At 44.6% G+C, this 13,367-nt stretch carries 8 protein-coding genes; 2 read left to right on the forward strand and 6 right to left on the reverse strand.

All coding sequences use genetic code 11. The annotated features are described in order from the left end of the window. Nucleotides 1-18 precede the first annotated feature (18 nt). Together M3196_RS17900 and M3196_RS17905 are read left to right on the forward strand one after the other, a co-directional pair. Entirely contained in the window at nucleotides 19-246 is a 228-nt protein-coding gene (locus M3196_RS17900) for a group-specific protein (protein WP_251323707.1), read from the forward strand. A 350-nt stretch (nucleotides 247-596) separates the two neighbouring features. Beyond that, complete coding sequence (locus tag M3196_RS17905) at nucleotides 597-2,765, forward strand: glycoside hydrolase family 3 N-terminal domain-containing protein (protein ID WP_251323708.1); 2,169 nt, start codon at nucleotides 597-599, stop codon at nucleotides 2,763-2,765. 282 nt (nucleotides 2,766-3,047) lie between these two features. Here M3196_RS17905 and M3196_RS17910 read toward each other — a convergent pair whose 3' ends face one another. The 6 genes from M3196_RS17910 to M3196_RS17935 all read right to left on the reverse strand — a co-directional run bounded on the left by M3196_RS17910 (nucleotide 3,048) and on the right by M3196_RS17935 (nucleotide 13,358). Next, the gene (locus M3196_RS17910; RefSeq protein ID WP_251323709.1) at nucleotides 3,048-5,459 is read right to left on the reverse strand and encodes a beta-galactosidase; all 2,412 of its coding nucleotides are present in this window, start codon (nucleotides 5,457-5,459) and stop codon (nucleotides 3,048-3,050) included. After that, entirely contained in the window at nucleotides 5,456-6,679 is a 1,224-nt protein-coding gene (locus M3196_RS17915; RefSeq protein ID WP_251323710.1) for a glucoamylase family protein, read from the reverse strand. Before M3196_RS17915 ends, M3196_RS17910 begins: the two co-directional genes overlap by 4 nt. 561 nt (nucleotides 6,680-7,240) lie before the next feature. Further along, on the reverse strand, nucleotides 7,241-8,221 hold the full coding sequence (locus M3196_RS17920) for a carbohydrate ABC transporter permease (RefSeq protein WP_251323711.1): 981 nt from the start codon (nucleotides 8,219-8,221) through the stop codon (nucleotides 7,241-7,243). 15 nt (nucleotides 8,222-8,236) lie between these two features. Next, a complete protein-coding gene (locus M3196_RS17925) occupies nucleotides 8,237-9,097 on the reverse strand; it encodes a carbohydrate ABC transporter permease (RefSeq protein ID WP_251323712.1) in 861 nt (286 codons plus the stop codon). A 3-nt stretch (nucleotides 9,098-9,100) separates the two neighbouring features. Continuing rightward, a complete protein-coding gene (locus M3196_RS17930; protein WP_251323713.1) occupies nucleotides 9,101-11,347 on the reverse strand; it encodes a DUF5696 domain-containing protein in 2,247 nt (748 codons plus the stop codon). Further along, the gene (locus M3196_RS17935) at nucleotides 11,340-13,358 is read right to left on the reverse strand and encodes a YIP1 family protein (RefSeq protein ID WP_251323714.1); all 2,019 of its coding nucleotides are present in this window, start codon (nucleotides 13,356-13,358) and stop codon (nucleotides 11,340-11,342) included. The genes M3196_RS17930 and M3196_RS17935 overlap by 8 nt, the downstream gene beginning before the upstream one ends. Nucleotides 13,359-13,367: the final 9 nt, after the last annotated feature.

A 13,367-nucleotide genomic window follows, 5' to 3' on the forward strand; every position in this document is an offset into this window, starting at 1 on the left:
TTTAAGGAGTGGGATCCTATGGGAAAATGTACGATTGATCATACTTTAGAAGATGTAAAACAGAAATTAGTGGACCAGTCTTCTTTTATGCCAGATGATTTAGCGGCTAAAGTGAGTGATTCATTGACTCAAGAGGCGGATCAGGAGTTCTTAAACGAAGTCTTTCATCTTCTGAAAAAATACGACCTTGCAGATGAAAAAGAAAGAGAAGAACGGAATAAGAAATTAAGTGATTTATTAAAATAGGAAAACCCGGGCTAATGTCCGGGTTTTTTACTTATTATTTTTCATCAGGCTTTACGGTTTCTAACATTGCCCACAAACTAGGTTCTACGCCTTCCATTTCTGCCTTTGAAGGGATATGGAGCGAAAAGTAAATCAACTCCCCTTCCACCTCCTTTATTATGTTAATCAAGCTTTAGATGCCTCTCTATCATTTTAATTAAAAAATGGTGAATCGTTTCGATTTTTCGTTGACTCTCAAAATGAAAGCGCTTATAATTTTTAGTAATAGAATCATCGAAACGTTTCGATGGCATCGTTATGAGATAACATATTAAACGACTAACTCTCAAAAATCTGGAGGTACTTCATTCATGCTTAAGCAAAAAGTACAACATTTAATTGATGAAATGACATTGGATGAAAAGATTGGCCAGCTCGTACAGTTAGCCACTCCTTTTTTTAAAGGTTCATCCACTCAGGGATTTATTACAGGTCCTATGCAGGAAATGGGAATCACCGATGAAATAGTGCGAAATACGGGTTCCGTGCTTGGAGGGTCTGGAGCGAAAGAAACACGAAATATTCAAGACGCACACTTAAAGGAAAACCGTCTGGGTATCCCTCTGTTAATGATGGCTGATATCGTTCATGGTTTTAAAACGATTTTCCCAGTGCCGCTTGCGATCGGCTGCTCTTGGGACTTGGAATTAGCAGAAAAGAGTGCTGAGATTGCGGCAAAAGAAGCTTCAGTATCCGGGGTTCATGTCACCTTTGCTCCAATGGTCGATTTAGTACGCGATCCACGCTGGGGCCGGGTTATGGAATCCACTGGAGAAGATCCTTACCTGAACAGCGAGTTTGCTCGTGCGTTCGTGCGAGGATTCCAAGGAAAGGACTTACAGAACGATACTGACCGCGTTGCAGCTTGTGTGAAGCATTTTGCTGCTTATGGCTCACCTGAGGGCGGACGCGATTACAATACGGTCAACATGTCAGAACGTCAGCTTCGTGAATCGTATCTGCCTGCTTATAAAGCGGCTCTTGATGAAGGCTGTGAGATGGTGATGACTGCTTTTAACACGGTAGATGGTATTCCGGCGACCGCGAACAAGAAGCTGATGCGCGACCTTCTTCGGGATGAGTGGGGCTTTAATGGTGTCATCATCTCCGACTGGGGTGCGGTAAAAGAACAGCTTCCACACGGTGTTGCTGAAGATGAAAAAGAAGCCGCATTAAAAGCTCTTTCTGCTGGTGTTGATATTGAAATGATGACAACTTGTTATATCGACCATGTAAAAGAGCTTGTAGAGAGCGGTGCATTATCGGAGTCCCTGGTCGATGAGGCGGTTGAACGTATCTTAACGCTCAAAGAGAAACTGGGACTTTTTGAAGATCCTTATCGTGGAGCGGATGAAGAACGTGCAGCGGAAGTGATTTTATGTGATGAACACCGCCAAACGACTCGTGATCTTGCAGCCAAATCATGTGTCCTGTTAAAGAATGAAAATGTACTGCCATTAAAACCCGATCAAAAAATCGCTTTGATCGGCCCGTTCGCACAAAACGGCGATTTGATGGGACCATGGTCTTGGCAAGGTGCTCATGAAGATGTTGTAAAGGTGGATGCTGGAATACGTACAAAACTAGTAGATCCATCCCTACTTACCGTAGCTGTCGGTAGTGATGTTGAAACCGTCACACCTGAACAGTTAAAAGAAGCAGTGGATACAGCGAAAGATGCCGATGTGGTTGTGCTGGCGCTTGGGGAAGCTTCCTTTATGAGCGGTGAAGCAGGATGCCGTGCAGATATCCGCCTGCCGGAACCACAGCTTCGATTAATTCAAGAGATCAAGAAACTTGGGAAGCCGACTGTTGCGGTACTGTTTAACGGCCGCCCGCTCGACTTGCATGGAGTAGTGGAACATGTGGATGCGGTATTGGAAGCATGGTATCCAGGTACAGAAGGTGGAGCAGCGATTGCTGATCTATTGTTTGGTGATGTAAACCCATCTGGCAGATTATCGATGTCTTTCCCATACTCTGTTGGACAAGTGCCTGTTTATTATAATCACTTTAACACGGGGCGGCCTCAGCCAACTCCAGATAACAAAGAACGTTACCTGTCCCATTACCTGGACATTCCAAATGAGCCTCTTTTCCCATTTGGCTTTGGGTTGAGCTATTCGGATTTCAAGTATGAAGATGTAAAATTATCTGGTGAGAAGCTAACAGATGATGGAAAGCTGATTGCTTCTGTAACCGTTATGAACACAGGCGACAGAACCGGCGAAGAACTTGTTCAGTTGTATATTCGCGATATCGCCGGTGATGTGGTTCGTCCGATAAAAGAGTTAAAGGGCTACAAAAAAGTTACACTTGAGCCTGGTGCGTCTGAAGTCGTGACGTTTGAGATTACAGAAGAGATGCTTCGCTATCATCACGAGAACCTGGAATTCAAGAGTGACGCAGGAAAGTTTACGGTTTATGTGGGAAGAAACAGCCACGATGTAACTGGACTGCCTTTTAGACTTGTAAAATAATGAGGAGGGGCTGACTTTATAGGTCATGCCCCTTTTTAATTTTTGTTGGTGCATAGAATGCTTGGTTTGGTGCATAGACTTACCACTTTGGTGCATTGAAACTCGTTTGACGCATTGAGTAGCCACTTTGGCGCATAGAAACTCCAGTTTGGTGCATAGAAACTCCAGTTTGGCGCATAGGATCATCACTTTGACTCATAGACATTGTTTGTTTGTATTCTTCATTCATAAAAATAACCTTGGAAGCCTTTAATCCAGCTTCAAAGGTTATTTTTTACCCAACTATCCTACTAAAACACGTAATTGGTCATTCACTTTCGCGTGTTTTTTACTTTTAACTAGCGTCATTTCATCATATTTCTCAACCTTATAATCATCGCTCGGCAAAATCTTCGTTCCACCACCAAAAGCGATAACATCCTCCGCTTGTGTTAAGCGGAAATCAATACTTCCTTCATTCACTGCCACAATTTCAGCCGTTGAATATTTAATCGTAACGGAGCCGATTGATAGATTCATGGGAAGCATAACACCGTCTTTGCTTTGAAGGAGGATCTTCCTTCCATCAAACAGCTTCTCTTCACCATCAGTAATCGTGAACTCTTTATCGAATCCATCCAGATTCAACAAATGCACAAACCGCTCGCCTTCCCCATTAGATGTGGTGGTCATAAAGATACCGTGGTGCTTGAAGTCATGTGATAACTTAACCGATGCACCTAATCTCTCAAGCGCTTTTTTAAAGAACGGCAAATCACAGCGATATGCGCCAGCCACAACGATTGCGCGTCCGCTGCCAACCACAGACTCAAACCCGCAAACATCATTTGATCCGTACACCCGCAAAATGGGAGTCACTTCTTCCCCAGTTTCAAATCCTTGTGCAAAATAAGATCTGATCTCAGGCTGCTCTGCCGCCCAGTTGTCTCCATAGATTGAGAGATAGTGACGGTGATGACCTCGACTATAACTCTTGTAAGTCACACCGAGAGCATCTGCTAGAATCGTACAGTCCTTCCCTTCCATATCATAAAGAGGGACCTCGCCGTACAGAAGGATTTTCCCGCCATCTTGAAGATAGTTTACTAGCTTCTCCTGAATCCCGCCGTCCATATAGCGGGCGGAAGGCAATGCCAGTACCGGAGTATCGTCCTTCACGAGCGGCTTGTTCTGAACATCAACAGCTGTAAAGCGGTATCCGTTCAAAAGCATCGCACGGCCCATGATCTCCCATGCGCCAGCACCGCGATTCGCTTCGATGTTGGAGAGGATCTCACGCATCGCTTTACTGCCAGGATATCGGTACTCCGTCATATAATAATCCGGGATGAAGGCAAACGACACACCATCACGCTCTTCATCCATCGTAGCTAGCTTTTCTCCAACCGCCATCACACTTTGATTTACGCGGGACATACGCGGGAACGTATAGTTATAATCTCCTTCAGGACCAATTGGCGCGGCAAATCCATGCCGTTCACCGGTTGAGGCGATCCGGTCGTTCCCATCATCAACAAGCGTGTCCAGACGCGCATTCCGGCCGCCGGCAAACAAATAATAGTTGATCAAACGGTTTCCTTGGGCAAGACACATCCGGAGTTTAAAGTCAGCTGCTGATGGATCGTAACGCTCACCAAGTGTTTCGCCAAAGTTTCCGTCGCCACAGTTGAACTCAACAGATGTTAACGGCTGATCCGCGCCATGAACAGCCTCCATTAGTCCATTGATAATATAGAGGTCCTGAAACGTCTTCATGTTGAGATCACCAAAATAGATATCAGAACCGGAGATATAACCGGGTGCTTGTGTATACGATTCATAAAGCTGACTGATGCCAATCGGATAAGTTAACCCACGTCCGCCTCCCGTTCCATGAATATTTACGACAAACGGGATATCCTTTACACCGAACTCTTCGGCATATTCCCTCAATACCGCTATGTATTTAGCAAAACGGTTCCGCATGTAATACCCGAGATCTTTTAAAAGCTGTGCCGCATATTCTTCCTTTGGTGAGCGTAATGCCTGGTTTCGTTCAGGACTCTCCTCTAAAGAGAACGGGTAGCGCACTGAAACGTCATCCCCATATTGATCCTCTAACCAGCGAGAAAAGTCGTTCAACAAGTTATCCGTCAGATCAGGTGTATTGCTCACCCATGACAGCATCCCTACTTCGTTATCGAGCTGAAAGGCGATGATGCTGCCGCCGTTCGTGTGAAGTCTCGGTGTGATCACTTCCATGACTTTTTCATAATACTTGCGAACTTCTTGTAAAAAACCTGGTGCCAGGTAATCAACCGTTGGAGTTGTAGCTTCCTTCCCATCCCAGCCTACAGGGATGATCTCAGGATGTTTCTCGTACACCCAATAAGGGAGCCCTTCGTTTTTCATCTCAGCCATGATGAACGGCCCTGGACGAACGAAGAAATAAAAGCCGTTCTCTGTACAAAGATCGATAAAGCCAGCTAGGTCTGTCTCCGGGCGCGTTTTCCCCGTAAAATCAAACTGACCTTCTACCGGTTCATGCCAAAGCCATGGCACATAAGTCGCCACGGCGTTGCAACCTGTTTCTTTTAGCTTGTCCAATCGATCTTGCCATTCACTTTTATCCACACGATAATAATGGATCTCGCCGCATGTGATCAATACCGGTTTTCCGTCAATGATGATCTGCTTATTTTTTATTTCTATCATTTTACCGAACTCTCTTCTTTCTTTTTCCAGCCTAGAAGATCAGCACCGCGTTTCACATATTTGTTTTTCATAAAAAGCTCCCACACTAAACCAGTTTGATAGTTTTCAATCATCAGCAGCGTTATTCCTTTGTCGATGCCGATGACATGATCGGAGTACCAAGGCGGACTCACATCAAGGTTGTATGAATCCCAAAAACCGTATTCTCCCCAAAGCTTTGGATGATTTTCATAAAAATACTTCATGGCTGTAATCGATTCTTCTGGTGTGAACACGATCGAACCTGCTGCTCCAGTTGGGGCGATCGTACCCTCTAACTCAGGTGTGCACCCTTCATAATAAGGAGGTGCACCTGGTACACGATAACCGGTAGGGCTCGCGCTAGCCGTTAAGCCCCATGAGTTTTCATGATAGGTTTTAAACTCGTCAGATTTTTCTATACAGAAGGCACGATTTGCTAAGGACGCTTTTACCGAGTTCTCAAACCAGTCGATTCCGTCACCGTCTACCATTCCTCTAAAATCAACGAACGCATGTGAATATTGGTGAACGAAAAGCGCGTTTCCTGGCGCATGGATGTATTCGTACTCCTTGTACTTGCCTTTACTGCGCTTAAATCCTTCATAGATCTTCGCAGGAACCGGATGTGTTGGAGATGCCACGCCAAGGACATACATCATCATCTGTTCTGCATACATGTCCCAATGGTGGAAGCCCCCTCTTTCAGGAGTGTAGCCCATATAAAACTGGTTTACCGGCTCATCGTAATAAACGTTCCAGTCCACGCGTGCATAGATTTTTTCAAAGAGTTCTTTGATCTCTCCACCAAAATATTCAGCGGAAGTAACCGCCCCGCACAAGAAGATCGCCGTATCGATGATCGACGCACAGTCGTACCATTCTTCGTTCTTTTTCCCCGTTTGCATGTTTAAGAAGTGGTAAAAGAAGCCGCTCGCGTGTTCCACATTGTTGAGGAACGTCTCAAGTGTCCCTTTCGTACGCTCGTAGCCTTCTTCCTTCGTGATCCAGCCGCGCTCGATTCCGATGATGATTGCAGTTAATCCAAACCCGTTAGACGCGATACTTGCCACTTTTTTGTTTGCTGATTGATCTAGAATCAACCCATATCCAGGACTATTCTTATCGGTATTCGCTTCTTTCCAAAAAAAATCAAAACAGCCTTTTGCTTCTAAATCCAAAAGTTTTTGCGTATCCATCATAATTCCCCTCTCTATTTTTCGAGTGAGTTTTTGTAAATTTACTTCGTAGACAAGTTGATTGAATGCAAGGTGCGAGACTTGAGCTAGAAGCAGTCGGACAGCACGAAAAGCGGTAGCGGCTCGTTGTTTCACGGTACGTGTTCTTTTATTTCTTACACGTTCGCTCAGACTCATTGAGGTTTCGCTCAAAAACGCCGAGTTACGCTCAAGATCCTCTTGTTTTCGCTCAAACTACCTTTCGTTTCGCTCAAAATCTTCCTCTTTCGCTCAAAGAACCTCTTCTTTACATAAAAACGAGTTCAGAACTCAAGGAGCTCACCGCCACCACGCGGAAGGTGAGCAACCTGAAGCGGAAATCGACCACCCACTACTCTTTTTTGTTTGGTTTTTACAAAAAATTGCTGCTTTTAAACTTCTTTGACAAATTGATTGGAGCGGAAGGTGCGAGACTCCTGCGGGATCAGCGGGACAGGAGAGACCCCAAAGGCACAAAGCGCCGAGGAGGCTCACCGCACGCCCCGCGGAAAGCGAGCATCCTGGAGCGGAAATCAACCACCCACATTACTCCCCAGTGATCCCTGACCGATCAACACCTTCAACAAACCATCGCTGCGTTATAAAATAAACGATCAAGAGCGGCAGTATGGACAGGACTGTTCCTGCCATCTTGATGCCTTCGTTCAACTGGTTCTCGCCAAGTCCCATCTCAGCCGGGAACATCTTCTGATACGTGGCAACGAACTTTTGCAGCTGCAGCGGCAAAGTGGTGAGTGCATCCCCAAAATAGATGGCCGCCAAATACGTCTCATTCCAGTACCATACGAACGAAAATAAAAATGAAATAATGATCGCTGGCGTAGCCATCGGCAGTGCGATCGTCAGGAAAATACGGAAGTGACCGGCTCCGTCTAACTGTGCTGCTTCTTCCAGCGCTTTTGGAACGGCTCTAAAAAACTGATAAAAAATCAAGATAAAGATCGCACTGTTCAGCCCCTGGCCAAACATCGCAGGAAACATGAAGGCTTTTAGACTTCCAAGGATATTCAACTCATTAAAAAAAATATAACGAGGGATGAGTGTCACTTGCGGCGGAATGATGAACGTCGCCAGCACCAGGACAAAGATAATCTTTTTTCCTTTAAATTCAAAACGTGCAAGTCCGTAGCCGATCACCGCTGCGACAGCTGTCTGTGCCAAAGCTGGCAGAACGGTCACATAAAGGGTTTCCATTAATGTCGAGAAAAAGTTCAGCACTTGATTGGCTTGCTCATAGTTTCCTGTATAAAACTGAGTAGGAATCCAGTTCACAAGCGGATTCAGGAGATCGTCTAAGCTTTTAAAACTGTAGACGCCCATATAAAGGAGCGGGTACAGATACACAAACCCGATCCCAACAAGCAATCCATAGATCAAAACTTTGTAGAGAAGACCGTCTGTGCCTTGCATGCCGAGAAACATTCTTTTCGTTTTAAAATAATACTTATCAAGCTGCTGGGTCTTTGTTTTAACATAATTCTTATCAAGCTGTGTTTTCGTTTGCATCTTCGCCACTCCTTTCTATGTGTAATTTTTCTTCCCTTTTAATGTCATGACGCCGACCGAAATCGCAAGTGCGAGCGCGATGATAATGAAGTAGATCCAGGATAGTGCAGATGCATAACCGAAACCTGTGTTCACTTTGAACATGTTTTTTTGAATATGATCAATAATCGGATTTAACGAAAAGATGGAATACATCACGATCGTGTAGATCAAGTTAACAATGATCATCGGCACTAAGCTTGGAAGTGTGATCTTCCAGAAAAACTCCCAGTTACTTGCTCCATCGATCTTTGCGGCCTCAAAGATCTGTTTGTCCATTTTTTGCAGGGCAGCAAGGAAAATAAGGATCTGCACCCCTGAATACCAGAGGATGACGATCAAATTCTTAATTAAATACAGCAGGATTCCGTTAAAAAATCCCTCTGGGTTGTCGTTTAATGCTTGATAAATGGCATATTGCTCGATAGAGGGAATCGTCGTGATCCCTTGGTCGATAAGTTCTTTAATCACCGGACCGCTCGCGATGATGACCGGCAGAAAGAAAATCGTCCGGAACATGCCGCGGAACTTGATCTTCTGATTTAAGAGCAGTGCGATTATCAAGGAAAAGACGATGATGATCGGAACAGAAATGACCATCTCCTCTAGATATGTGGTCACTTTTTCAAGAAACGATCCATCTACTACAAAGGCGTATTCATAGTTTCCGAATTTGATAAATTTCGTCTTAATCCCGCTCGTTGTAATTTTCACTTCATGAAAGCTTAAATAAAGAGAATACAGAAGAGGAAACGCGGTAAAGATCAGGAAGCCTATAATCCACGGCGATACAAAAAGCAAGCCAGTGATGCTGTTCTTGTTTCTTAACTTCTTCATCCGCTATTCCCCCTTCTCCACGACGGCAAAATTCTTCGCTTCCACTTCAATCCCGTTGCTGGTGTACGTTTCGTCCGTGTAATTGACGATGATCGCTTTTCCGTTAGAATACGTGACTTCAACCACTCCGGTCTGGAGTACATTTCTGCTTTCGATTCTTTCTCCTTCCACTTCACCAAGGCTTGCTTTTACCTTCTTATACTGGTCAACGATCTCGTCTTTCCAGATCTTGAACTCAGACGTGTAGACATCTTTAGACGGTGTTTTTACCAATAGATGTGACGGCTCGTCTGTTAATAGGAAAGATGGATATGCACCATACTCGATCATACGGAGCACCTGGTCTTTCGGGTCAGAATGAAAATTTGAAAAAGGAGCGTAATAAGGCATGTAGCCTTTTAATACGATCTGCATAAAAGGAACTGTATCCGTCTCATACACGTAGTTGGACGAATACATCGGAATGTCCAGATAGCGGTCCGCTGTGTTCCATAAATACGTGTTTGGTTCGTATAACGCAACATTTCCAAGTTTGGTATTTAAGCTGCCAAACATCTTTTTATATGTCTTAATCGTTTCGTCACGGTATGAAGAAGCCTCTTTGCTGTAGTCCGAGAACAGCGTATAGCCGCTCGTATCAACAGCAAGGTTTGATATGTTGTAATCTTTGTATTCTTCCACGTCTTTTTTCGCGGCCGCTTGCGCTTTTTCAGGCGAAAGATAGAAAACCGTTTTTTCGTTCTCGCTATGTGAGATCGTTTCAGAGCTCGCCTTTTTCGCTACGTCTTTACTCCCTGAAAAACCCGAAGCTCCTTCATATGCTTTTGTATAATCGGTATGGAAATAGATCGGAACATCGTTTTTCTTCAATGCGGCGATGGCGTCCTGTACCTCGCCTTTACTTCCGAGCTTCTCTTCAACCGGGAATCTTGCCGGCAGCGTTCCGGTTAATCCGCCTTCTGACCAGCCTTTATAAACAACGAACATGTTCGCTACTTCATTTTTCAGTTCATTGGTCAGTTCAGGGATACGGCTGATTTTTGTCATTGGAAGAACGGAATCCCATAAAAGGCCTTCTTTGATCTCTCCGCCTAAAAACTCAAGCCGGACACCTGTTTGATCTTTTTGTTTCTTGAGTTGTTTTGTTTCCGCTAAATAATCCTGATATCTTCTCGCCATCCCGACATAGTCTGCATTTTCTTTTTGAAGAAACATATAGCGCAGCTTGATATTGAAAGGATTGGCTGACTTCTGGAAAACGTTGATCCCTTTCATTTTCTTGCTCGTCGGCTGATAGTACTCATGCCTGTAATGGAACTGGGATGAGATCCAGTTAAAATCGGTTGAAACACCAGCAGGGTAAGCGACGATATCGCCGTAAGAGTGCCCTTCTTCAACGACCGTTAAAAAGGCGTTCTGCTTCACACCATGAACTGCACCGAAAACAGGCATCTTAATCTTCTGCACGGGAGAAACCTTTTCGTCACGTTTCTCCGTCTTTTGATAGGCATCGTCAGTTCCGTAGATGGCACCCATAAAAGGAGCATCTGCTGTTTTGGAGCTTTTGTCATATCGAACAAGCGCTCCCGAGCCATCCGGAATAAACATATAGCCGCTGACGTCGTTCTCGTTCACAGCCCCTAAGAAAGGATAGACTTTCATCGAGATGAGTCTCGTATACTTGCTTTCTTTTAGGGACTCTTGCGGAATCGAAACAACTAAACTATCATCATCAAGCTCAACATTCAGCTGAAACTCGATTTTCGCTTGGTTTACATATACCTTAGCGTTAAAACCGTTTTCGGTGATCTCCACTTTTGGACGGGAATCGTTCGAAGTGATGCTTTCCTGCTTCACTTTTCCCCGTCTGTCCGTGTAGTCGATCGTGATTGCGGACTGTGCCATCTGCTCCCACGTTTTGTTTAAACGATACTTGTCAGGATGATCCAGACCAGAATTCCACACATACTTTGTTTTCTTGTCTTGAATCTTGACCGCAAGCGACTCTTCGTTCACGTACAAAACGAGATTTTCGTTCTCAGCCGCTTTTTCAAATCCTATAAACGAAATCTCTTGCTGGATCGGCTCACTCTCTTTTTCAGGTTTCGTGAATGAAGACGCATCATATTTCATGAGATTTTGGCCGTTTTCCTTCACGGCAGGAGGCTGTTCTTTTTTATCGTTCTGCGCCGCCAGTGCCGTGATCGGCAGCAACAGCAGTGTGAGAACAATCAAAAGTTTCTTATACACGCAAAACGACCTCCTTTATGATGGAATAGACAAAGTCATACACTTGATCGATCAATACAAATACGATGAAAACAACAAGCAGCATGATCACCATGCCGAACAGCGTCAGTAAAATGTTTCGGATCGTGTCTGAAACCGTATAATTGTGGATCTCCTTGATCATGAAGAACAGGATGATCAGGCACCACGCATAGATGATTCTGATCGAGAACAAATACACAAATGCTTCATTATACGTAAGCACGTTTGAAATCAGTGTGATCGGTATACTGAAGACGATAAAAGGTGCAAGTGAATAGATCGTGCCGATATAGACATGCTTGAATCGTCCTTCACCGTCATTGATCGTGCTGACTAAATAGTTAATGATAACAAACAGGAAAAGCGGAACGAGAAGCTTCAGAAGCTCGCCCAGCAAACTAGCATCCTCAGATCCATACGGCATAAAGATGAATCCCGTATAGAACCGGCTTACGATATATTCGATGATCAACACGATATAGAGAATCGTGGCAGACGTTACAGATGCATACTGCTTTCGCTTCAAATAATAGAAGCTGTCGATCGGATGCTTGAAGAATTGGAACAAAAAGAGCAGTTCCCCGAGCAGTTTACGGCTTTTAAACGCTCTCCATCTTTCCCTTGGTCCATCCAGAATCTTTCTTTTTCGGTCCCATACCTTGATGCCATAAAAGAGGATAAAGAACGCGATAATGAGGAAGAACACGGTTTCTAAGTTCTCCTGCATCCACGCATGGCGGACTTCCCAGAAAGAATCGGAATAGCCGTACACGTCGTTCGCAAACTGAAATTCTTCCAATGCTCTCCCATAGTCTTGCTGCTTGTAATAGGCCGACCCCATTGCCGAATGCGCGAGGCCAAACGAAGAGTTCAGCTCGAGAACCGATTCCCAGTACTTTTGGCTCTCTACATATCGTCCTTCTTTAAAGAGGGCGATCCCGGCGTGTACTTGTTTGGAAAAGGCGGTGGATTCAAACACCTGAATCAATCCGCGCTCTTTATCGGTCACATACAATCTTCCGTCAGGGTCGATCGCGATTCCGGCAGGCTGTTTAAAAAGTCCGAGCCGGTTCGTGCCATCGTCTTTTCCGCCAAATATGAACAGCAGATTTCCAAAGCTGTCATACTCATGGATCTCACCCGTACTTGCTACGACAAACATGTTGCCGTCACTGTCGACTGCGATATCCTGAAAAGACGTTTCATCCGAAATGTCTGGATAGAGCATGTTCTTTCCGGCTACGTTCAGTTTCTTGATAACTTCGTTCGTCGTTCCTTCTGTTACCGAATAGATCAAACCTTGATCATCGATTGCGATATTATCCGGAGCAGGAGGCGTCTTCATAAACATCCTTGCTTTCTGAGCTTCAGACGTAAAGAGCTTCTGGATGAACGATTTAAAAGAAGCTTCCGTACTGTTCACCCCGTAATAGCCGAGGAACGTTCCGTCATTACTGAGCTGAACGATTCCGTTCGTCGAGCCCTCACTTATGACAAAGATATTGCCCCGCCGGTCGACTGTGACCTTTTGGGGTTTGTAGCTTGAGCTTTTTCCGAAAAGCGGTGAATCAGGTTTTCCGAATTCAGCTTCAAGTTTTCCTTCTTGAGAAAAACGGAACACCTTTTCGTGCTCATAGTCCGCCACAAAAATGGAGCCTTCCTCATCTACATAAACACCCGTTGGCGACTGAAGAGTTCCTTCTCCAATCTCAGCCGTCACTTTACCGGTCTTATCTGCTACAAATACTTTTTTCGCTCCAGAATCGGCGACATAGATGTTCCCTTTTTCATCGAAAAAGATGTCTTCTGGACTTGTGATCTCAGCATCTGGCATCAAAGTTCCGAGCGGTGTATAGGCAGTTTGTGTTTCGATCATTTTGCCATCAGCTGATAATGTCTCTGTCTTATAAGGGACAGAAGCAGAAGCAATCGAATCTACCGGAACCAGTATGAATAACAATATGGCTAAAAATCTTACGCAGTGCTTCATTTCTCCCCC

Origin of the sequence: Fictibacillus nanhaiensis (assembly GCF_023715445.1) — a bacterium.
In the GTDB taxonomy this organism is placed as follows: domain Bacteria; phylum Bacillota; class Bacilli; order Bacillales; family Fictibacillaceae; genus Fictibacillus; species Fictibacillus nanhaiensis_D.

Excerpts from the sequence above, each read along its gene's own strand:
- M3196_RS17900 (WP_251323707.1), top strand. The coding sequence starts at position 19 with ATGGGAAAATGTACGATTGATCATACTTTAGAAGATGTAAAACAGAAA.
- M3196_RS17905 (WP_251323708.1), top strand. The coding sequence starts at position 597 with ATGCTTAAGCAAAAAGTACAACATTTAATTGATGAAATGACATTGGAT.
- M3196_RS17910 (WP_251323709.1), bottom strand. The coding sequence starts at position 5,459 with ATGATAGAAATAAAAAATAAGCAGATCATCATTGACGGAAAACCGGTA.
- M3196_RS17915 (WP_251323710.1), bottom strand. The coding sequence starts at position 6,679 with ATGATGGATACGCAAAAACTTTTGGATTTAGAAGCAAAAGGCTGTTTT.
- M3196_RS17920 (WP_251323711.1), bottom strand. The coding sequence starts at position 8,221 with ATGCAAACGAAAACACAGCTTGATAAGAATTATGTTAAAACAAAGACC.
- M3196_RS17925 (WP_251323712.1), bottom strand. The coding sequence starts at position 9,097 with ATGAAGAAGTTAAGAAACAAGAACAGCATCACTGGCTTGCTTTTTGTA.
- M3196_RS17935 (WP_251323714.1), bottom strand. The coding sequence starts at position 13,358 with ATGAAGCACTGCGTAAGATTTTTAGCCATATTGTTATTCATACTGGTT.